This is a genomic window from Marasmitruncus massiliensis, assembly GCF_900186535.1.
Lineage (GTDB): Bacteria > Bacillota > Clostridia > Oscillospirales > Ruminococcaceae > Anaerotruncus > Anaerotruncus massiliensis_A.
The window spans coordinates 968234-989003 of record NZ_FYDE01000005.1; the positions used below are offsets into that span (position 1 = coordinate 968234).

At 52.4% G+C, this 20770-nt stretch carries 18 protein-coding genes; 12 read left to right on the plus strand and 6 right to left on the minus strand.

The window, feature by feature from the left end:
• Positions 1–130: 130 nt before the first annotated feature.
• Positions 131–2044 carry an NAD(+) synthase gene (locus C1A10_RS12710; protein WP_101910613.1) on the plus strand — a complete coding sequence of 638 codons (1914 nt, stop codon included), beginning with the start codon at positions 131–133 and terminating at the stop codon, positions 2042–2044.
• Between the two features lie 68 nt (positions 2045–2112).
• Here C1A10_RS12710 and C1A10_RS12715 read toward each other — a convergent pair whose 3' ends face one another.
• On the minus strand, positions 2113–2931 hold the full coding sequence (locus C1A10_RS12715; RefSeq protein WP_101910614.1) for a hypothetical protein: 819 nt from the start codon (positions 2929–2931) through the stop codon (positions 2113–2115).
• 30 nt (positions 2932–2961) lie between these two features.
• Complete coding sequence (locus C1A10_RS12720; protein WP_101910615.1) at positions 2962–4533, minus strand: recombinase family protein; 1572 nt, start codon at positions 4531–4533, stop codon at positions 2962–2964.
• Between the two features lie 369 nt (positions 4534–4902).
• On the opposite strand from C1A10_RS12720, the gene C1A10_RS12725 reads away from it, so the two are divergent.
• From C1A10_RS12725 to C1A10_RS12770, 10 genes are all read left to right on the plus strand, one after another.
• Positions 4903–5931 (plus strand): LacI family DNA-binding transcriptional regulator, encoded by a 1029-nt coding sequence (locus C1A10_RS12725; protein ID WP_101910616.1) that lies wholly within the window; start codon positions 4903–4905, stop codon positions 5929–5931.
• A 3-nt stretch (positions 5932–5934) separates the two neighbouring features.
• Positions 5935–7344, plus strand: a complete 1410-nt coding sequence (locus C1A10_RS12730; protein WP_101910617.1) for an L-fucose/L-arabinose isomerase family protein — start codon at positions 5935–5937, stop codon at positions 7342–7344.
• Positions 7341–8168, plus strand: coding sequence for a transketolase (locus tag C1A10_RS12735; RefSeq protein ID WP_101910618.1), 828 nt, complete (start codon positions 7341–7343; stop codon positions 8166–8168). The genes C1A10_RS12730 and C1A10_RS12735 overlap by 4 nt, the downstream gene beginning before the upstream one ends.
• Entirely contained in the window at positions 8165–9097 is a 933-nt protein-coding gene (locus tag C1A10_RS12740) for a transketolase family protein (RefSeq protein WP_101910619.1), read from the plus strand. Before C1A10_RS12735 ends, C1A10_RS12740 begins: the two co-directional genes overlap by 4 nt.
• Positions 9094–10593, plus strand: a complete 1500-nt coding sequence (locus tag C1A10_RS12745; protein ID WP_101910620.1) for an FGGY-family carbohydrate kinase — start codon at positions 9094–9096, stop codon at positions 10591–10593. The genes C1A10_RS12740 and C1A10_RS12745 overlap by 4 nt, the downstream gene beginning before the upstream one ends.
• A 50-nt stretch (positions 10594–10643) precedes the next feature.
• On the plus strand, positions 10644–11708 hold the full coding sequence (locus C1A10_RS12750) for a D-ribose ABC transporter substrate-binding protein (RefSeq protein ID WP_101910621.1): 1065 nt from the start codon (positions 10644–10646) through the stop codon (positions 11706–11708).
• A 208-nt stretch (positions 11709–11916) separates the two neighbouring features.
• A complete protein-coding gene (locus C1A10_RS12755) occupies positions 11917–12555 on the plus strand; it encodes a DUF2291 domain-containing protein (RefSeq protein ID WP_101910622.1) in 639 nt (212 codons plus the stop codon).
• A 15-nt stretch (positions 12556–12570) separates the two neighbouring features.
• The gene (locus tag C1A10_RS12760; RefSeq protein WP_101910623.1) at positions 12571–14151 is read left to right on the plus strand and encodes a sugar ABC transporter ATP-binding protein; all 1581 of its coding nucleotides are present in this window, start codon (positions 12571–12573) and stop codon (positions 14149–14151) included.
• Positions 14138–15175: an ABC transporter permease gene (locus C1A10_RS12765; RefSeq protein ID WP_101910624.1), complete on the plus strand. Its 1038-nt coding sequence runs from the start codon at positions 14138–14140 to the stop codon at positions 15173–15175. Before C1A10_RS12760 ends, C1A10_RS12765 begins: the two co-directional genes overlap by 14 nt.
• A gap of 142 nt (positions 15176–15317) precedes the next feature.
• Complete coding sequence (locus tag C1A10_RS12770; RefSeq protein ID WP_101910625.1) at positions 15318–16316, plus strand: LacI family DNA-binding transcriptional regulator; 999 nt, start codon at positions 15318–15320, stop codon at positions 16314–16316.
• Between the two features lie 208 nt (positions 16317–16524).
• On the opposite strand, the gene C1A10_RS12780 is transcribed toward C1A10_RS12770, so the two are convergent.
• The 4 genes from C1A10_RS12780 to C1A10_RS12790 form a co-directional block, all read right to left on the minus strand.
• Positions 16525–18309, minus strand: a complete 1785-nt coding sequence (locus C1A10_RS12780) for a methyl-accepting chemotaxis protein (RefSeq protein WP_101910627.1) — start codon at positions 18307–18309, stop codon at positions 16525–16527.
• Between the two features lie 246 nt (positions 18310–18555).
• Complete coding sequence (locus tag C1A10_RS18525) at positions 18556–18708, minus strand: hypothetical protein (protein ID WP_180951132.1); 153 nt, start codon at positions 18706–18708, stop codon at positions 18556–18558.
• A 63-nt stretch (positions 18709–18771) separates the two neighbouring features.
• On the minus strand, positions 18772–19089 hold the full coding sequence (locus C1A10_RS12785; RefSeq protein WP_101910628.1) for a P-loop domain-containing protein: 318 nt from the start codon (positions 19087–19089) through the stop codon (positions 18772–18774).
• A gap of 157 nt (positions 19090–19246) precedes the next feature.
• A complete protein-coding gene (locus C1A10_RS12790; RefSeq protein ID WP_101910629.1) occupies positions 19247–19825 on the minus strand; it encodes a uracil-DNA glycosylase in 579 nt (192 codons plus the stop codon).
• A 270-nt stretch (positions 19826–20095) separates the two neighbouring features.
• On the opposite strand from C1A10_RS12790, the gene pduL reads away from it, so the two are divergent.
• Complete coding sequence (gene pduL / locus C1A10_RS12795; RefSeq protein WP_101910630.1) at positions 20096–20668, plus strand: phosphate propanoyltransferase; 573 nt, start codon at positions 20096–20098, stop codon at positions 20666–20668.
• Positions 20669–20770 lie beyond the last annotated feature (102 nt).

Consider the following 20770-nt stretch of genomic DNA (forward strand, 5'->3'; position numbering starts at 1 on the left):
TGGACGATTTGATACTGTCAATGTTTCACAACTGCCAAAATGTGCGAATGGCCTGATCAATCCGGCTGTTTACGTACGGCGGCGCGTGATTTTTGTATTTCAGGAAAGATGAAATGGGAGGGAGAGACCCATGCGGGATGGATTTGTGAAAGTCGCGGCGGGAACGCCTGAAATCAGGGTGGCAGACTGCGCGTTTAATGCCGCTTCAACGATTAATATGATGAAAGAGGCGCAGAAACTGGGCGTACGGCTGCTGGTTTTGCCGGAGCTTGGACTGACCGGGTATACCTGCGGCGATCTGTTTTTTCAACCTGCGCTGCTGGACGGTGCACGGGAGGCGCTGGACTCGGTCCGCAAGGCTTCCGCAAAGCTGGATATGCTGGTGGTGGCAGGGCTTCCGATCGAGCTGCGCGGCAAGCTTTTCAACTGTGCCGCGGTCGTTTACCACGGGGAGATTCTGGGGCTGGTTCCGAAAACCCATCTGCCCAATTACGGGGAATTTTACGAGAGGCGCTGGTTTAGCCCCGCGCCGGATCAGTACGACTATTATAACGCCTATGGGGACGACGCGGTTCCGTTTTCTTCCAGGCTGCTGTTTTCCTGCGCCGAACTGCCGGAATTTATTCTGGCGGTGGAGGTCTGTGAAGACCTGTGGTCGGTCAGCCCGCCGTCGGTTGCCCACGCGGTTGCGGGCGCAACGATCATAGCCAACCTTTCCGCGAGCGACGAAACGATCGGTAAAGACGCCTACCGGAGAAGCCTTGCAGTCGGGCAGTCGGCCCGCCTTGTCTGCGGTTATGTCTATGCCGACGCGGGCGAAGGGGAGTCCACCACCGACATGGTGTTTGCCGCGCACAACCTGATTGTGGAAAACGGCACGCTGCTGGCGGAAAGCGAACGGTTTGTATCCAATGCGCTTACTGTAAGCGAAATTGATGTCAAACGGCTTACAGGGGAGCGCCATCGGATGACAACCTATCCGGAAGTGAACGACAAGGGATACCTGCATATCGAATTCTCCATGCCTCTGCGGGAAACAACGCTGACGCGGCCGATATCCGCCAAGCCGTTTATCCCGGCGGACCCTGAGGCGCGGCGCAGCTGCTGCTGGGATATCCTCTCCATCCAGTCGATGGGGCTGAAAAAACGCCTGGCACATTCCCATGCGAAAACCGCCGTGGTCGGAATTTCGGGAGGGCTGGATTCCGCGCTTGCCCTGCTGGTGGCGGTGCGCGCCGCGGATCTGCTCGGCCGCCCGCGCACCGATGTGGTGGCGGTGACGATGCCGTGTTTCGGTACGACAGCCCGCACGAAAGGGAACGCCGAGCGGCTTTCCGAACTGCTCGGCGTTACGCTGATGCATGTGGACATCACGGCGGCTGTGCGGCAGCATTTCAAGGACATTGGCCATCCGGAGAACCAAACCGACGTCACCTTTGAAAATTCACAGGCGAGGGAGCGCACACAGGTGCTGATGGATCTTGCCAATCGGACCGGCGGCATTGTGGTGGGAACCGGTGACCTTTCCGAATTGGCGCTTGGTTGGGCTACTTATAACGGTGACCATATGTCCATGTACGGCGTGAACGCCTCCATCCCTAAAACACTGGTGCGCCACCTGGTGGCCTTTGAGGCGCAGCGGCTTGGCGGCGCGCTGGAAAAGGTGCTGGCTGATATTCTGGACACACCGGTCAGCCCCGAACTGCTTCCGCCCAGTGAGGGGGAAATTCAGCAGAAAACGGAGGATCTTGTCGGGCCTTATGAACTGCATGACTTTTTCCTGTATTACGGAATCCGCTGGGGGTTTCCGCCGGAAAAGGTGCTAAGGCTCGCGGAATACGCGTTTGCCGGGGAATATGAGAAAGCAACAATCTTAAGCTGGCTGAAGATTTTTTACCGGCGCTTTTTTCAGCAGCAGTTTAAACGCTCCTGCCTGCCGGACGGTCCCAAAGTTGGTTCGGTTTCCCTGTCGCCGCGGGGCGACTGGCGGATGCCGAGCGATGCGGTTGCTGATTTATGGCTTCGCAGGCTTGAAAACCTGTAGAAACGGCAGACTATATAAAAATCCCGCACTGCTTTTGCAGCGCGGGATTTTTAGAAATATGTGAGAGGTCACAGGGGGTATTCTGACAGAATATGTTCGTATTTTTCAAGAAGGCTGTTGCTGACAGAATCGACGGCTGAAAAGTCCATGGCGGCGATATAATAAGTCTCCAGCTGATTATGCAGTTCATAAGCTTCTGCGAGCAGGGAGCCTGCTTCGCTCAAAAGCTGCTGTGCTGCCTTTCGGTTAAATGTCAGCCTGCGGCGGGATTTTCTCAGGGCTTCTTCATCGGTAAACCTGCGGGAACGGATGACTTTGTAGGGGACAACATCCGGATGGTGGAAGTCATTGGATGTCATAAATCCAAGCTGCAGGGACGGGATAAACAGGTGTTCGAGCTTTTCAAATGGAGAAAGCGGGCAATAGCAGGAGATAATGTCAAGCCCGGATTCCAGCGCACGGCTGCGCAGTGCGTTTAAGATCAGCCGCGAAGTGGCGCCGTAGGAGTCTTCGATCAGGTAGATGCGGCTGCAAAGGGTATTTGCTGTCTCGTGAAAGAGGATGGGGCCTTTGTTTGTAATTGCGGAAAGGAAACGCACCGATTCGTGGCCTGGGGCGTTGCCGCCGCCTTTCAATTCAGCGGAAGCGATGCGCGCCGCCGCCTTTTGCAGTTTGGAAATTTCCGTTGCGTCCAACGCGATCCTCCAGTTATCGCCCAGCAGGCTTCCCGCTGCGGCAAGAAAGCGGCAGCAATGCTCATGGCACCGGCTGATGCGTGCTGCCAGCGTCATGATTTCCTTGCGCCGTTCATAGAGCAGATGTTCGTCCCAGCAGCCGGATAAATCCACGAGCTGTTCGAAAGCGCCCGGATATTTGGGATCGATCACATGGGGGTGGGCTGCAAATACAAACGCATATCAGAAGAGCCAGTGAATCCGCAGATTCTGTTCGCCGGTACTGTGATTTCGTTCCCCGATTGCGATGGTATCCAGCAATTCTGCAACCAGTTCCCGGGGCAGCTGATCGAAGTTCAGCAATTGGTTGATTTGGTCAAGTACGGATTGCCGGTCATAATTGCTGCTTTCTAGGTTCTCCAGCTCGGCGTTCAATGCATCCATACGGCTTTCCAGCCGCCCTTTTTCTTCAAGATATTCCCTGTTCAAAGCCATAAACTGCACGGCGTCAATGATGCCGGAGGATTTATCCAGATACAGGTCATGAATTGCCCTGGAACGCCGCTCTACCTCCATCTGCAAGTTTTTAAGTTCTTTGTTCAGAGCACTCGTTTGCTTTTCTGCCCGGTCGTTCGTCAAGAAGTTCTCTATCCCGTCCGGCACATAATACAGGCGAATATATTCCCGAATCAGGGAAGCTACCTGCGCTTCCAGCAGGTCAAGCCGTATCATATGGTGAGAACAGCGATTCTGATCCGTGGAATACAGTTTGCACCGGAGATAGCGGCGGCTGTTGCTTCCGGTCCCGTTGGAAAGCTTGAGCATGGTACTGCCGCAGTCCATACAGTGAACTTTACCGGCCAGCGGATGGACCGTGCCGGAGCCGCTGCTTTTTGTGCGCTCGCCGAGAAGCCGCTGGACGGTCTCGAAGGTAATTCTGTCAATGACTGCTTCGTGGGTGTCCGGGACGATTGTCCATTCTTCTTTCGGCACAGAAAGCGACGCTTTGGATTTATAGCTGATTCTCCTGCGCTTACCCTGTACCATGTCGCCGATGTACATCCTGTTTTTCAGGATACGTCCGACTGTTGTCCGGTTCCAAAGCCCGAGGGAATCTTTTTCAGAACCGTTCACATAGTTCAGCCCTTTTTGTTGCTTATATCTGGTTGGGTTGGGAATCCCCCGTTCATTCAGCTGGTCGGCGATGCGCTGCTTGCCATATCCCGCCAGATAGAGCCGGAAAATTTCGCGGACGACTTCGGCGGACTGCTTCTCGACCAGCAAGTGGTTGTGGTCGGCGGGGTCTTTTTGATACCCGTATACCGGAAAGCTGCCGATATATTTCCCCTGTTTCCGTTTCATCCCGAAAACGGCGCGGATGTTTTCCGATAAATCCTCCAAATACCATTCGTTGATGAGCCCGTTGATCTGACGGGCTTTTTTATTTCCTTTGATTTCTGTATCCACATGATCCAGCACAGCCACAAAGCGGATTCCCCACAGCAGAAACTTGTTGTGGAGATAGGTTTCCACCAGCTCCATGTCGCGTGTGAAGCGGGACTGGGTCTTGACCAGCAGGATGTCAAACCGGTGCTGTTCTGCTTCCGCAATCATCTGATTAAAGGCCGGGCGCGTTCGGTCGGTACCGGAATAGTCTTCGTCACAAAAAATTTTATAGATGTCCCAGCCGTTTTCGGCTGCATATTTGATTAGCAGCGCTTTCTGATTTTGAATACTTTCCGATTCCAGGCTCTTATCCGTGTCCTCCTTGCTTAGCCGGCAATAAATCGCCGCGCGCTGCGAAAGTTCCCCCATTTCCTTTGCTGTTCCTCCTTTCGGATGGCTCCTGATTGTGTAATCACTCTGCTCTATTGGTATGAGAGTAGGATTGCGCCTATGATAAAAGGAAGGGGATATATGGGAGTTTGGAATTACCGACTGCTTTCTTTGTCGTTTTATGCGGAATAATTGTTTTATATAAAATTTTATATAAAACAATTTACTTAAATAGCAGATAATAAAGAACTGAATTACTTAAATTCAAAAATATTATGTAATTTTTCCATAAATGATCATGGAAATGTTTATTTATTCAAACAAAAATGGCATAAAATATAAAGTTGACTATTGAAATTTTATATAAAAATTTTATAATAATGCTAAATACCAAAGGGAGGCGAACGGGTGAAGGCAGGAATGAAAAGAATCAGCGAAATGACGGGCTATTCCGTAGCGACGGTTTCGAACGCGCTGAACCACAAACGCGGCGTCAATAATGAAACCTCCACCCGCATCTTTCAGGCTGCACAGGAACTTGGCTATATCAACAGCGCTAAAATTTCAAAAATCCGGTTTGTGACTTATAAAAAGAACGGACTGATTATCGACGATACGCCTTTTTTTCCGGCCTTGATTGACGGTGTGGAACGGGAGGCAAAAGGCCTGGGCTATGAAACCGTATTCTGCACGCTTGACCGGGAAAGCGCAAATTATGAGGAACAGGTTGCTTCCATTCTAAGCGACCCGGCGGCGGGGGTGCTGCTGCTTGGGACGGAAATGGTGGAGGAAGACTATCAGCCGTATCAGGATGCGAAAAGCCCGCTGGTGCTGCTGGACGGCTGGTGCGACAGTTTTCCGTTTGACAGTGTACTGATCAGCAATGCCGATTCGGCTGCGCAGGCCGCGCAGCACCTGATTTCTAAAGGGCATCAGCGCATCGGCTATCTGAAAGGCAAATTCCGCATTAAAAACTTTGCCTACCGCTCCGCCGGCTTTCGCCAGGCGCTTTGCAGAAATGGACTTACGCTTGCGCCGCTTGATACGGTCCCTCTGCTTTCCACAATGGAGGGGGCCTATCAGGACATGAAGGAATGGCTGAAAACGGCAGTAAGCCTGCCTACCGCGTTTTTCGCTGATAATGATGTCATTGCGCTTGGCGCGATGCGCGCGATGAAAGAAAACGGCGTGCGTGTGCCGGAGGATGTTTCCGTGATCGGATTTGACGATCTGCTTTTGGGGGAGGTTTCGTCCCCGCGGCTTACCACCGTTCACGTGTTTAAACAGGAGATGGGGCAGCTTGCCGTCCGACGGCTGGTGGATATCATCCAAAAAAATGGCAGCCGTACCCGCGCGAAAATCCAGGTCTGCACACAATTAGTGGAACGTGAGAGTGTTTTTGACCGGAATCAATCAATTGATCGTTTGGAGGAATGAAGGATGGAACAATTGAAACTTGGATTTGCCCCCACGCGCAGAAGTATTTTCAGCGCGCCCGATGCTGTCAAGTACAGCAACCTGACGCGGCAGCGGCTGCGGGAACTGGGTGTCTCGTTTGCGGACATCACGGAGTTCAACGAGGAAGGGCTTCTCTACAATGACGCCGACATGCAGAAAATCGCGGCAAAATTCAAGGCGGAAAAGGTGGACGGATTATTTGTCCCGCACTGCAACTTTGGAACGGAGTACGTGGTTGCCCGCCTTGCGAAGGAACTGAACGTTCCCGTCCTGCTTTGGGGCCCGCGCGACGAACGCCCGGATGAAAACGGTATCCGCCTGCGCGATACCCAGTGCGGCCTTTTTGCGACCGGAAAGGTGCTGCGCCGCTTTCAGGTCCCGTTCACCTATCTCAAAAACTGCCGCCTGACCGATCCCGCTTTTGAAAACGGCATCCGCCGGTTCCTCGCGGTCTGCAATGTGGTCAGGACATTCCGCCACACGCGGATTCTTCAAATTTCCACCCGCCCGTTCGACTTCTGGACAACGATGTGCAACGAGGGGGAACTGCTGGAGAAATTCAATATCCAGCTTGCTCCGATTCCGATGCCGGAACTGGCCGATGCGGTAAAAGCGGCGAAAGAACAAAAGACTGAGGTTGAGAAAACCATTGCATACATAATTGCCAATATGGATGTGCAGATCAAGCCGGACGAACTGGAAACCGTGGCGGCCCTGAAGGTTGCCATGCAGACGCTCGCAGACAAATACGGCTGCAACGCGGTGGCTGTCCAGTGCTGGAACTGCATGCAGGATGTTCTGGGAATCATGCCGTGCGCCGCCAATTCCCTGCTGACCGACGAGGGACTGCCGGTCGTCTGCGAAACGGATATCCACGGCGCAATCACCTCGCTGCTGGTGCAGGCTGCGGGCATGGGCGAAAACCGGACGTTCTTTGCCGACTGGACGGTACGCCACCCCGACAATGAAAACGCCGAGCTTTTGCAGCACTGCGGCCCATGGCCCCTTTCGCTGGCGAAAACAAAGCCGGTGCTGGGCTATCCGCTTGCGTTCAGACACCCCGGCTCTGTTTCCGCCGAATGCCGCCACGGCGATATCACGCTTGCGCGCTTTGACGGTGACAACGGCGACTATTCGATGCTGCTTGGAAACGCGAAAGCGGTGGACGGCCCCTATACCAAGGGAACCTACCTATGGGCCGAGGTAGAGAATCTCGATCGTCTGGAGGATAAGGTCGTCTGTGGTCCTTATATCCACCACTGCACCGGTATCCACGGCGATGTGGTTCCGATACTGTACGAAGCCTGCAAATATATCGGCGTGAAGCCGGACCTTTATGACCCTGTGGAGGAACGTGTAAAAGCGATCATCAGGGGAGAGGAGCCAGCATGAATACAAAGGAACTGACGGCAAAATCGTTCGAGCTGCGCCGTGTCGTTCTGGATATGATCTACCGGACGAAGACAGGCCATATCGGCGGCGATTTCAGCGTAATGGACATTCTGGTTACCCTGTATTACCGGCAGATGCATGTCGGGCCGGAGCTGGTCAGTGACCCGAACCGCGACCGATTCATCCTGAGCAAAGGCCACTCGGTTGAGGCGCTCTATGCCGTGCTGTCCGATCGGGGATTCTTCCCGGAAACCGACCTGCTGACCTATTCGCAGTTCGGGTCCAAATACATCGGGCATCCGAACAATAAGGTCAGCGGAATTGAGATGAATTCCGGCTCTCTGGGGCATGGACTTTCCCTTTCCGTGGGCATGGCGCTTGCGGCAAAAATGGATGGCGCGCCCTACCGCGTCTATACGGTGATGGGGGACGGGGAACTGGCGGAGGGCTCGGTCTGGGAAGGCGCGATGGCCGCCGGGCATTATCATCTGGAGAACCTCACGGCGTTTGTTGACCGGAACCGCCTGCAAATTTCTGGGGGAACCGAACAGGTGATGGCGCAGGACAATCTTGACGCGCGGTGGTCGGCCTTCGGCTGGAATGTGCTGCATGCGGCGGGCAACGACGTCGCGGCGCTGGATGCAGCCGTGGAACAGGCGAAAGCCTGCAAAGGAAAGCCGACGGTCATCCTTGCGGATACCATAAAGGGATATGGGGTCTCCTTTATCGAGAATCAGGCCGGGTGGCACCATCGTGTTCCGACAGAGGAGGAATACCAGAAGGCGGCGGCCGAACTGGGAGAAAGGATGGTGAACGCGCAATGAACCGGATTCCAAACAGGCAGGTAATCTGTGAAGTTTTAAACCGGCATGCGGATTCCGACAGGGATATTGTGGTGCTTTGCAGCGATTCGCGAGGCTCTGCTTCGCTGGCTCCTTTCGCGGACGCGCATCCGGAACAGTTTATTGAAGTTGGCATCGCGGAACAGGATTTGGTGTCTGTCAGCGCGGGGCTGGCCAGATGCGGAAAGAAAGTTTTTGCGGCTTCTCCCGCCTGCTTCCTCTCCAGCAGGAGCCTGGAACAGGTCAAGGTGGATGTGGCCTATTCCAATACCAATGTGAAGCTCATCGGCATCAGCGGCGGCATCAGTTACGGCGCATTGGGGATGACACATCATTCAGCGCAGGATATCGCCGCAATCGCATCGATTCCGAATATGCGTGTTTATCTGCCGAGCGACCGGTTTCAGACAGAGCTTTTGATGGAATCGCTCCTGCTGGATGACCTGCCCGCCTATCTGCGTGTGGGCAGGAACGCCGTTGAGGACGTTTATGAGGAAGGGAATACCCCTTTTGAACTGAACCGGGCGACCGTGGTGCATGAGGGATCGGATATTGCCATCATTGCCTGCGGCGAACTGGTCGGCGCGGCAAAAAAAGCCGCCGAACTGCTTGAAAAGCAGGGCATCGGCACGCGGGTTCTGGATATGTACTGTGTAAAACCGATTGACCGGGAAGCAGTAATCCGGGCGGCGAAAGAAACCCGGGCGATCATCACTGTGGAAGAACACACCGTTTTTGGCGGACTGGGTTCTATGGTCAGCCAGATCACAGCAAGCGAGTGCCCAGTTGTGGTAAAGAATCTGGCTTTGCCGGATGCCCCGGTTGTTACCGGCACCTCAAAAGAAGTATTCGATTACTACGGGCTTAATGCGGAAAGTATTGCAAAGCTGGCGTCGGAGTTGGTAAAATGAGCGGGAACTATCTGCTGGCCATCGACCAGAGCACGCAGGGAACCAAAGGATTGCTGTTTGATGAAACGGGCGCGCTGACCGCGCGCGTAGATGTACCGCATGAGCAGCTGGTCGACGAGCGCGGCTGGGTCGAGCATGACCCCGAGGCGTTGTACAACAACACACTGGCCGCCGCAGAGGCCGTATTGAAAAAAGCGGATCTACCGCCCCAAAGGGTTGCCGGAGCGGGCATCAGCAACCAGCGGGAAACCGCCGTCGCGTGGGACCGGAAAACCGGGGAGCCGGTTTATCACGCCATTGTCTGGCAGTGCGCGCGCGGCGCGGAAATCTGCGAAAGGATTGCGGCGGGCGGACACGCGCAACTCGTAAAAAACCATACCGGCCTGCATCTCTCCCCCTATTTTTCGGCGGCAAAGCTGGCGTGGATCCTGCAAAATGTTCCAAAGGCATCCGAGCTGATGCGCCGCCGGGAACTGTGCATGGGAACGGTGGACAGCTGGCTGCTTTACCGGCTGACCGGCGGGCGGGAGTTTAAAACCGACTACTCCAATGCTTCCCGTATGCAGCTGTTCAATCTGACCGGTCTGTGCTGGGATGAAGAGGTGTGCGGCCTGTTCGGTATCGACCTGTCCGCACTGCCCGAGGTATGCGATTCCGACAGCCTGTTCGGATACAGTGATTTCGGGGGGCTGTTCCCGAATCCCATTCCCATTCACGCTATGATGGGGGATTCCCATGGGGCTTTATTCGGGCAGGGAGGGCTTTCTCCCGGGATGATGAAAACCACTTACGGCACAGGCTCATCTGTTATGATGAATATCGGCGGGACTCCTGTATTCAGCGACGCGGGCGTGGTGACGTCCCTCGCATGGCGGGTAGGAGGCAAAACCGATTATGTACTGGAAGGCAACATCAATTATACCGGAGCCGTCATGCGCTGGGTGGTGCAGGAGCTTGGCCTGCTGTCCTCCGCAAAAGACGCCTGCGCGGTCGCGGCTCAGGCGAATCCGGAGGATGAGACCTATCTTGTGCCGGCATTCTCGGGTTTAAATGCGCCGTATTGGGACAGCGACGCGAAAGCGGCAATCTGCGGCATGACCCGCCTGACGGGAAAAGCGGAGCTTGTAAAAGCGGCGGAGGAATGTATCGCCTATCAGATCGCGGATATTGTCAACATCATGAGCAGGGAATCCGGCATCCCGATTGATTCGTTGCGCGTGGACGGCGGCCCCACAAAAGACGGCTATCTGATGCAGTTCCAGAGCGACATCCTCCAAATCCCGATTCTGGTGCCGGATGTGGAGGAACTCAGCGGCATGGGCGCCGCGTTTGCGGCGGGGCTGGCAATGGGAATTTACGAAAGGGAACCGCTATTTTCGCGCGTGCGGCGCACACAGTATACCCCGGCAATGCCGGAGACAGTGCGGGGGAAAAAATATGCCGGCTGGAAAGCGGCTGTTAACATGGTGCTCACAAAAAACGGTAAGCGCGGGTGAAATACCCGAAAGCATACAAGATTTACTCAAATGATTAAGGAGGAACAGTAATGAAAAGCGCAAAAAGGTTTTTAGCGGCTCTGATGGCGGTTTCCGCTCTCGGCATCCTGACGTCAGGCTGCGGAGGAAACGCGGAGGCTCCGGCTTCGCAGGCGGCTCCCGTTTCCTCTCAAGCAGAATCTTCTCAGCCGGCTTCTTCCGAAGCACCGTCTTCCGAGGCTCCGAAAGCAGAAGCTCTGACCGGAGGCGGTTCCAAAATCATCTATATCATTACCCCGTCTCACTCTAACCCGTTCTTTAAAACCGAGGCCGAAGCTGCCGATGCAAAAGCAAAGGAACTGGGTTATGAAACAAAGGTCGTTTCCCATGACGACGACCCGACCAAACAGTCCGAACTGTTTGAAACCGCGATTTCCGATAAGGCCGCCGCGATTATCTGTGATAATGCGGGCGCGGACGCAACCGTTGCCGCTGTCCAGAAAGCGCGCGACAACAACATTCCGACCTTCCTCATCGATCGTGAAATCAACGAATCCGGCATTGCGATCAGCCAGATCGTAGCGAATAACTATCAGGGCGCAAAGGGCGCCGCGGAAATATTTGTTGAGGCAATGGGTGAAGCGGGCGAATATGCCGAACTGCTCGGCAAGGAATCCGACACCAATGCCGGTGTCCGTTCCAGCGCGTTCCACGAAGTCATCGACCAGTATACGGACATGAAGTGTGTGGCAACCCAGACTGCGAACTGGGAGCAGACCGAGGCCTACTCCAAAATGGAAACCATTCTCCAGTCGAATCCCAATATCAAAGGCGTCGTCTGCGGGAATGACACCATGGCGATGGGCGCATCGGCAGCCATCAAGGCCGCCGGGCTCAAAGATATTGCCATTATCGGTGTTGACGGGAGCGACGATGTGCGCGACGAGATCAAGGCCGGCACGATTACCGCGACAGCGCTTCAGCAGGCCGCTTTGATTTCTGAAATGGCTGTGGAGCAGGCCGACAAGTATTTAAAGGAAGGCTCGACCGGTTTGGACGAAAAACAACTGGTTGACTGCATTATCATTACCAAAGAGAACGCGGATAAGCTTTCCGCATTCCGTTACAGCGAATAAGCATCTGGATTTTCGCGCGACAAAACGGGCGCGGGCAATCAACAGATTCGCCCGCGCCCAAAACCGGACTCTATGGATTCCATCTGACCGATGGCTTTTAAACTTGAAAATCATCTGCTTCGGTATTGCCGGGCAGTCACATGGGCACGCCGGAATCCCGGCTGGCCTGATACACAGGGGCATACCCACAAAAAGGAGGATCATTCCGATGCTGAGAAAAATCCTTGCAATTACTTTGGCAGCTTCAATAGCTCTCCTGTCGGCCGGCTGCGTTACAATCGTGAAGACAGGGGAGGAGGGAAAGCTGACCGGGGAAGTGGAATTCAACGCGGGCGATAATGTAGCGGAGATCTGGGAATCGAAGGTTCTGCCCGACCTCAACGAAAAGGCGGTGGATCTGGCACAATTTTTGACCGAAGCGAACGGCGACCTGAAGTCTCTTGCCTCAAAATATGGAAAATACTCCATGGGAACCTCCGGGGAACTAAGCTATACGGTAAAGGGAACGGCTGTTGTCCAGGAAATTATTTCCGATAAAAAAGCAGGTTATATGACCGTAAAACTGGACGGCTATTCCGGGCCCGAAACCATTAAACTACAGATCGGGACAGTCTATAAGGGATCGGCGGTGCGGGATTCTCTGGACTTTATTAAATTCGAGGATTACAAAAACCAGGTGGACTATGCTGCGGTTTCGCAGAGCCTGCATGAAACCATTCAGAACACCGTTATCAGTAAGCTGGATTTCGCGTCGCTTGCGGGGAAACAGATACAATTTGTCGGGTGCTTTACCGTGGATAAGGCGGACGAATTACTGATTACCCCGGTGCAGATCGAAGTGAAATAGGGAGGGGGCCATCGCATGGAAAATCGGGACGGAGCGAATGATATCTGCCTGCATGCGCAAAATATAGATAAATTGTATCCCGGAACGAAAGCGCTCGATCAGGTTTCTTTTGATGTGCATACAGGGAAAGTCAATGTATTGATCGGTGAGAACGGCGCGGGCAAATCTACGCTGATGAAAATTATCGCGGGAATTGAACAGCCCACCGCAGGGGAACTCTTTCTGGACGGCAGGCAAGTCAGCTTTCGCAGTACCGTGGAAGCGCGCAGATATGGAATCGGGATCATTCATCAGGAACTGAGCTTATTTCCGAACCTGAATGTCTATCAGAACATTTTCATGGCCAATGAAAAGACAAAAAACGGCTGCTTCCTTGATAATAAAAAACATTACGCATTGGCGCATGAGGTGCTTGAACGTCTGGAGTATCCCATCAAACCCGATACGCTGGTGGGAAATCTGCGGGTAGGCCAGCAGCAGATGATTGAAATTGCGCGCAACCTGATTCAGGAGGGGCTTAAAATCCTGATTATGGACGAACCGACTTCCTCACTGAGTGAAATGGAGGTCGAGGTGCTGTTCAAAATCATGCGTGAACTGACTGCGGCGGGCATCTCGATTGTTTACATATCGCACCGGCTTGAGGAAATCATGCGGATCGGGGACTATATAACCATCCTGCGGGATGGGAAACTCGTGGCGAAAGCGTCTGTCTGCGGGATTGACCTGCCGTGGATTGTGCGGCAGATGACCGGCGAAGGCAAATCCTACCCGAAAAAAGACCACAGCGTTGATTGGGCCGGGCAGGAAACCGTGCTGGAAGTAAAAGATCTGACGCTCCCAAAAAGCGGCGGTGGATATCTGCTGGACCATGTGAGCTTTGACCTGAAAAAAGGGGAAATCCTGGGGATTTACGGTTTGCTCGGCGCCGGGCGCACCGAAATTTTTGAGTGTATCATGGGGCTTCGGCCGGAGCATACGGGTACGATTGTCATGAATGGACAGGAAATCCCCGTAAAAAGCCTGTCTGAACAGATTGGACGCGGGTTTGCGTGGGTTCCGGAGGACCGCCAGCGCGAGGGTCTGGTGCAGACGCTGAGCATCGGGAAAAACATCTCGCTGTCCAGCCTGAAGCAGTATGTCCGCGGAATTTTCCTGAATGAACGGATGGAAGGCAAAAGCATCGATCAGATGATACGGGAAATCCATATCAAAGTCGCGGACAAATCCCTTCCGATCCTGTCACTTTCGGGAGGCAACCAGCAGAAGGTGGTCATTGCGAAAGGAATCCTGACCAGCCCCAAAATCCTGCTTCTCGATGAACCCAGCCGCGGCATTGACATCGGCGCGAAAACCGAGGTATTCGATATCATCAACCAGTATGCTGCGCAGGGCCTGCCGCTCATTGTAATTTCTTCGGAGCTGAATGAGATCATCGCGATTGCCGACCGGATTGTCGTGCTTTCCAACGGAATCAAAACCGCCGAATTTACAGGGGATGAGATTACCGAAGACAATCTGGTTCTGGCATCCTATAAAGGGCACCATGGACACAATTCGAAAGAGAAGGAGTTTTCGGGCCATGAAATTCAATAAAAACGCGTTGATGATGACGCTGCTCAAAAGCAGAACCTTTATCGTATTAATTATACTGGTAGTCTTCTTTTCCTTTGCAAGCCCGACCTTCCTGACCTCAAAAAGCCTTTTGCTGATTGCGAAGCATGTTGCCCTCTACGGTATTCTCGGTATCGGCATGACCTATGTCATTATCACAGGCGGAATTGACCTTTCTGTTGGCGCGGTGGTGGGGCTGAGCGGGATGATTGCCGGCGGGCTGATCAATGAGGGCCTGCAGATGTTCGGATATACGCTTTACTTTAGCGTCCCCATGATTGCGCTGATCACAATTATCTGTGGGGCAGCCGTCGGTGTTGTGAACGGATTTTTAATTACCAGATTTAATGTGGCCCCGTTTATCGCGACGCTCGGCATGATGTATGTCGCCCGCGGTTTTGCGATGCTGCGTTCCAATGGAGCGACTTTTTCGAATATTGTGGGGAAAGAGGCGCTCGGCAATACCGGCTTTGAACTGTTTGGCCGGGACATCTGGGGGATTCCGGTCGGCGCAATTATTCTGGCAGTCATTGCGGTGGGAGCATCGGTGGTACTGAAAAAGACCCCGTTCGGCTGGCATGTGTTTTCGATCGGCGGTAATGAAAGAGCGGCAAAGCTTTCCGGCGTCAAGGTCAATCAGGTGAAATTGATGGTCTATCTGTTTTCGGGAGCCTGTTCCGCGATTGTGGGGATTATTACAGCCTCACAGCTGGTCGCGTCCCATCCGGCTTCCGGTGAATCCTGGGAAATGAACGCGATTGCAGCCGCGGTTCTGGGCGGGACGTCGATGGCGGGCGGCATCGGGACGATCGGCGGAACGATTGTAGGCGCGTTTGTCATCGGCGTCATCAACGACGGCATGGTGATGTGCGGCGTTTCGGAATTCTGGCAGATGGTCATTAAGGGGCTGGTCATTGTGCTGGCGGTGATTATCGACCAGTTCCAGCGCAATCTTCAGGCAAAAATGGCGCTGCAGGCCCGCAGCAAAGATGCGGTTGTCCACTGATTTTTTCATTCTTTACTCCCGGCAGGCGCGTGCATCTGTTTTGATGTACGCGCCTGCTGTTTGTCAGATTTGTGTTGACAACAAACCCCGAAATGCGTAGTATAAAATTATGATGTAAAATTTTATATGAGGGGCCGTCAGCTTGAAAGTTGGAATCAAAAAAATCAGTGAACTGTCAGGATTTTCGCTTGCCACAGTTTCTAATGTTTTAAACCATAAAAAAGGGGTCAACCAGCAGACGGCAGATTTGATCCTGAAAATTGCGCATGAAATCGGCTATCTGAAAGAGAACTGCGTCAAAACAATCAAACTTGTCATTTATAAAAAACATGGCATGGTTGTTTCCGATACGCCATTTTTCAGCGCATTGATTGAAGGAGTGGAGGGCGAGTGCCGTTCGCGGGGCTTTGCTTTGGAAATATGCAGCTTGGATCAGCACAGCAGGGATTTCGAGGCGGTCCTGAACGGTTTGCTGCGGGATTATTCGTCGGCAATCCTGCTGCTTGCCACAGAACTGGACGAGCAGGATATGCGCCCTTTTGAGTCGGCTGTCCCGCCGGTCATGGTGCTGGACAATTGGTTTTCCAACATGAAATTCAATTCGGTGCTGATCAACAATACCGATTCGGTTTACGGCGCCGTCAGTTATCTGGTTTCCTGCGGGCATCGGAAGATCGGCTATTTGAAAAGCGCGGTTTCCATCAACAACTTTGATTATCGTGCCGAGGGCTATCTGAGTGCCATGCGGCATGCGCGGCTGGTTCCTGACGAAGCCTATACCGTCCGGCTGACACCCACCATGGACGGTGCTTATCAGGACATGTGCGCCTACCTCAATGGAACCCCTGCTTTTCCGACGGCTTATTTTGCCGACAATGACATTATCGCGCTTGGCGCGGTCAAAGCTTTGAAACAGCACGGAATAAAAATCCCGCAGGATATTTCCTTGATTGGCTTTGATGACATGCCTTTTTGCGAAATCGCTTCCCCTGCCTTGACGACAATCCGCGTGTTTAAGCAGGAAATGGGCGCTTTGGCGGTCAAAAATCTGGCGGACAGTTTTCAGCAGAAAAATCCAATCCGAATCAAAGCGGAAGTTTGTACGGCATTTATCGTACGCGGCAGCGTAAAGCGGCTGTAACCACATTTTTACGGTCAAAGACGGGAAACGATGCGGTGGATTGCATTGGCATTTCAGGCCAGTGCTGTCGGCGCATCTGCAAATCCGCCGACAGCCGCAGTGAAGCCCAAGAGACGGACCCTTTTATCGGGATGCTGCCGAAAATGATGAAAACTACAGTAAAAAAGGGAAGCCGGCTATGCAGGCTTCCCTTTTTTACCAATTCAGTTTACTGAAGAAAGGCACCGACTTTTTTCTCTGAGATAGAATCCGAAAGTTTAAATTTTGAGGTTTCCCGGAACAGAACGCTTGCGTGAGCCGAAAGCTCCTCGCTGGAAGCGGAGCTTTCTTCCGCCGCAGACGCATTGGACTGCACGACTGATGATATTTGCTCGATGCTTTGCGTAATCTTCGCAATGGCAGTTGCCTGTACCGAAGAAGAACGGTCGATTTCATCTACCGCCTGTTTGATTGCTTCGGTTGCCTGGAGGCTTGTGGCAATCGTCTGTGACATGTCCTGCGCAATCTGAGAGCCCGCATCGACGGCGTTGATGGAAGTGACAATCAAATCAGCGGCATGCTTGGCAGCCTGTGAGGATTTTTGGGCGAGATTTCCGACCTCGGAAGCAACAACCGCGAATCCTTTTCCTGCGCTTCCCGCACGGGCTGCCTCAATGGACGCGTTCAGCGAAAGAATATTGGTCTGGAACGCGATGGATTCAATGATTTTTGCAATGTTCGCAATCTGATCCGCAGACGTTTTAATTTGTCCCATCGCTTTCAGCATTTGATTCATCTGCGTGTTCGAGCTTTCGATGTTTTGTGCCGCAAATCCGACATGCTGAGCCGCTTCCCTGGCTTTTGCCGCGTTTTTGGCGGCAGCGTCGGATACATGTTCAATTGCGAAGGTCAGGTCCTCAACAGCGCTTGTCTGTTCCGAAGCACCGGAGGCAAGCTCCTGCGCGCTGGAAGAAACCTGTCCGGCCCCCGCATTGACCTGATCGGCTGACTGGTAAATTGCAGAGAGTGTCCCGTTAAGCGAAGAATAGATTTCTTCAAGAGACCGCTTGATCGGGGCAAAATCCCCGATATAGTCGTATGTTACCGTTGCGGTCATATCTCCGTGCGACATTCCGTTCAAATGGCCGGTGATATCGCTGATGATGGTATCCATATTTGCAATCAGCTGTCCGGTTGCCTGTGTAAGCAGGCCTGTCTCGCTGTTGTTTTTTATAATGGGAGCTGAGGGCGTATGGACATCGCCCTTTGCAAGCAGCAGAAGCCTGTCGGTGACATTTTTAATGGGAGAGGCAATCTTTCCTGCCCATTTATACATAAACAAAATACCGAAGGCGGCGATTGCTGCGCTGGAGACCAGCAGAAAAAGTTCGGCAAGTAATTTATCGCGTTGTTGGGCCGCAAGCGCGGCGTCAATTTCGTCATAGTAGTTTCCGGTACTGATGTACCACCCGTACGGCTCAAATTTGAGCGTATAGGCCCGCTTATAAAAGGAACCCTCCTGACCGGGTTTGGTAAAATAAAATTCTGTAAAGCCCCCGTCCGGCTGATCTCCCGCCGTAATGACATTTCGTATGTAATAGGTACCATTCAGATCGGTTGCATTATAGCGCATGGTTCCCTCATATTCGGGATTATTATGTACCGCGCATGTTCCGTCGGCAGTGTCTGCCCAAAAATATCCTTCGCCGTTGTCATAACGGGTGTCCCGCACGATTTTTTGCGCATTTGCCAATGCCTGCTCTTCTGTAATCTCGCTGCTCTGATACCGCTGGTAGTTGACGTTCAGCACACTGACCAGATTTTCCGTTACGGTTTTAATCTTAACATCATAAGCCTGCTTCTTCTCGAGAATAGCTTCTGAATATGCTTTGCTGAGACTATAATAGGAAATGATCGAGAGAAGCGCAATTGTGCCGGCCAACAGAATTCCGACAAAAAGGACAAGCTGGCCTTTCAATTTTAACTTTTTGAATTTTTTTAATCTGACATGCATAGAAACACCCCTTCACCCTGTCGCCCCGTTTGTCCAGGAATAGATCGAATTCTTGAACAATTACCAAATATTATCAGGGCTTCCTGTGCTATTATATGCTTGTCACAGTTTGCCGTCAATAACTTGGGAGGATGAAAGATTGTTTCAAAAATGCCGGTGGATGCGGATTTTTCGCGATCTCGTATGCCTGTGCGAATCCGCGTTGAACCTGCATTGGGAATCGGTTTGTGAAAACCGGATAAGAATTCAATTTTCTCGGTCAGCTTCGTGCGTCAAATTACCTTCACGGCGCAATGTATTCAGCAGATATCGGTCTACCGCTTTTTGCAGATTCTGTTTTCGTTCCTCTTCATTGGAAGACTGAAACGTTTCGGTAATAATCAGTTTGACTCTGTTCATCTTTATACACCCCCATCATGCTTATGAAGGGGACAAGAAGCGGTATGCACCCGGCAGGAACTATCAGGAACTATTAGGATATGTGCTCCGCGCATGAGGTGCGGTACCATCAGCAATGGAGGTTTTGATAGCGGGGACGATGACGCCGTCCAGAGAGTCCACGTCGGAAGAGCAGTGGATCATTTCAACAAGAGAACAGCGTTCCTCGACTTTTGAAATAACACGCCTCATAAGCGTCGATTTGCCGGTCCCCGGTCCACCTTTCAGGATAAAGGCGCGCCAGCCGTCAGATGCGTCGGCAAGCTGGTCAAAACGGGAAACAAAACCCTGCGGCGTATTCGCACCGAGGAAAAAGTGCAGAAGTTTTTTATTGCTATTCATAAAAATCCTCCCAAAACGATTGTTACCACATGGTATTCGTTTGGGAGGATTTTGGTGAAAGACAGGCCATGGTGAGTTTTTACTTTCAGGGTTTCTTTATCGGGGCGGTAAATTCAAAAAATTGCGCAGTTTGAATGGCGTTTTTAACAAAGATCCGTTAAAGTTTCTCTTCAGCCAGCTCCAGTTCATCGAGCTTCGCGCGCAGTTTCACAAAATCATCCAGCCCGTCCGGCTTCTGGTTCGGGTTGCGCAGCAATGCCGCTGGGTGGAAAGTACCCATCATCAGGACCCCGTTTTTCTCATAAAATTCACCATGCTGGCGCGTTACTTTGAAATCAGGAGAAATCAGGGAACAGGCGGCGATGCGCCCGAGGCAGACAATGACCTTGGGCCGGATGAGATACACCTGATTGCGCAGATAACCGATGCAGGCGGCAATCTCGTCCTTTTCCGGGTCACGGTTTTTCGGCGGGCGGCATTTGACCATGTTGGCGATATAAATATTGGTTTTGCGGGAGAGTCCGACGTGCTCCAGCATTTTATCCAGAAGCTGCCCGCCGCGGCCTACGAAAGGTTCACCCTGCAGGTCCTCGTTTTCTCCGGGCCCTTCGCCGATGAACATGACTTTCGCTTTGGGGTTTCCGACACCGAACACCACGTTTGTGCGCGTTTCGCAAAGCTTGCATCCACGGCAGGCAAGAGCAGCCTCGCGCAGTTCTTCGAAATTCTCAATCATTCCTGGTCTTCCTCTCTGTTGCTTTCCGGGTTATGATACCACAAACGCAAAGCATGCAGTGGTATCATTGGCCATTGGGGCGGGAGCGAGCTTTACGAGCGCATCACCTTGGCCATAAACGTATAATAGCCGCCTTGCGGCTATTATACCACAATTTTCAATGTCAGAAAACTATGATAAAAGTTTAACAATGCTTGCAATATACCTGCATAAGGCTTAAAATAAAACTAGATATGAGTAAATTCTTTTCTTATAGGAGGAAACATCAGAATGGCAAAATTTATTGTTGAAACTTCTGCGCGTCATGTTCATGTCACACAGGAGGATTTGGAGACTCTGTTTGGCAAAGGCGCGACGCTTACCAACAAAAAAAATCTTTCACAGCCGGGACAGTTTGCATGTGTGGAAAAGGTTGATGTAGTCGGACCTAAAAAAACCATCCCGGGTGTTTCAATTTTAGGGCCGGTTCGTCCCGCGACCCAGATTGAGGTATCTCTGACCGATGCGAGGACACTTGGCGCTACGCCGCCTGTCCGTGAGTCCGGAGACATTGCTGGTTCCGCCGGCTGCAAGCTGGTTGGCCCTGCCGGCGAAGTGGAACTCAAAGAAGGGATGATTGCCGCAAAACGGCATATCCATATGACTCCCGATGACGCAAAAGTATTTGGTGTTTCCGACAAAGAAATTGTTTCTGTAAAGGTTTCTCCCTGTTCCCGTCCGCTGGTGTTCGGCGACGTGGTAGTCCGTGTCAGTGAAAAATTTGCGCTTGCCATGCATATTGATACCGATGAAGCAAACGCTGCCGGTTGTGCCGGTGAAGTGTTTGGTGAAATTGTAAAGTAAATTGCAGGAAAAACCGCAGGCTTGCCTGCGGTTTTTTATTTTTTATCGCATTTATCATAAAAATCCGGTTACTTATCGCAGATTGGAAATCAATAGATCACA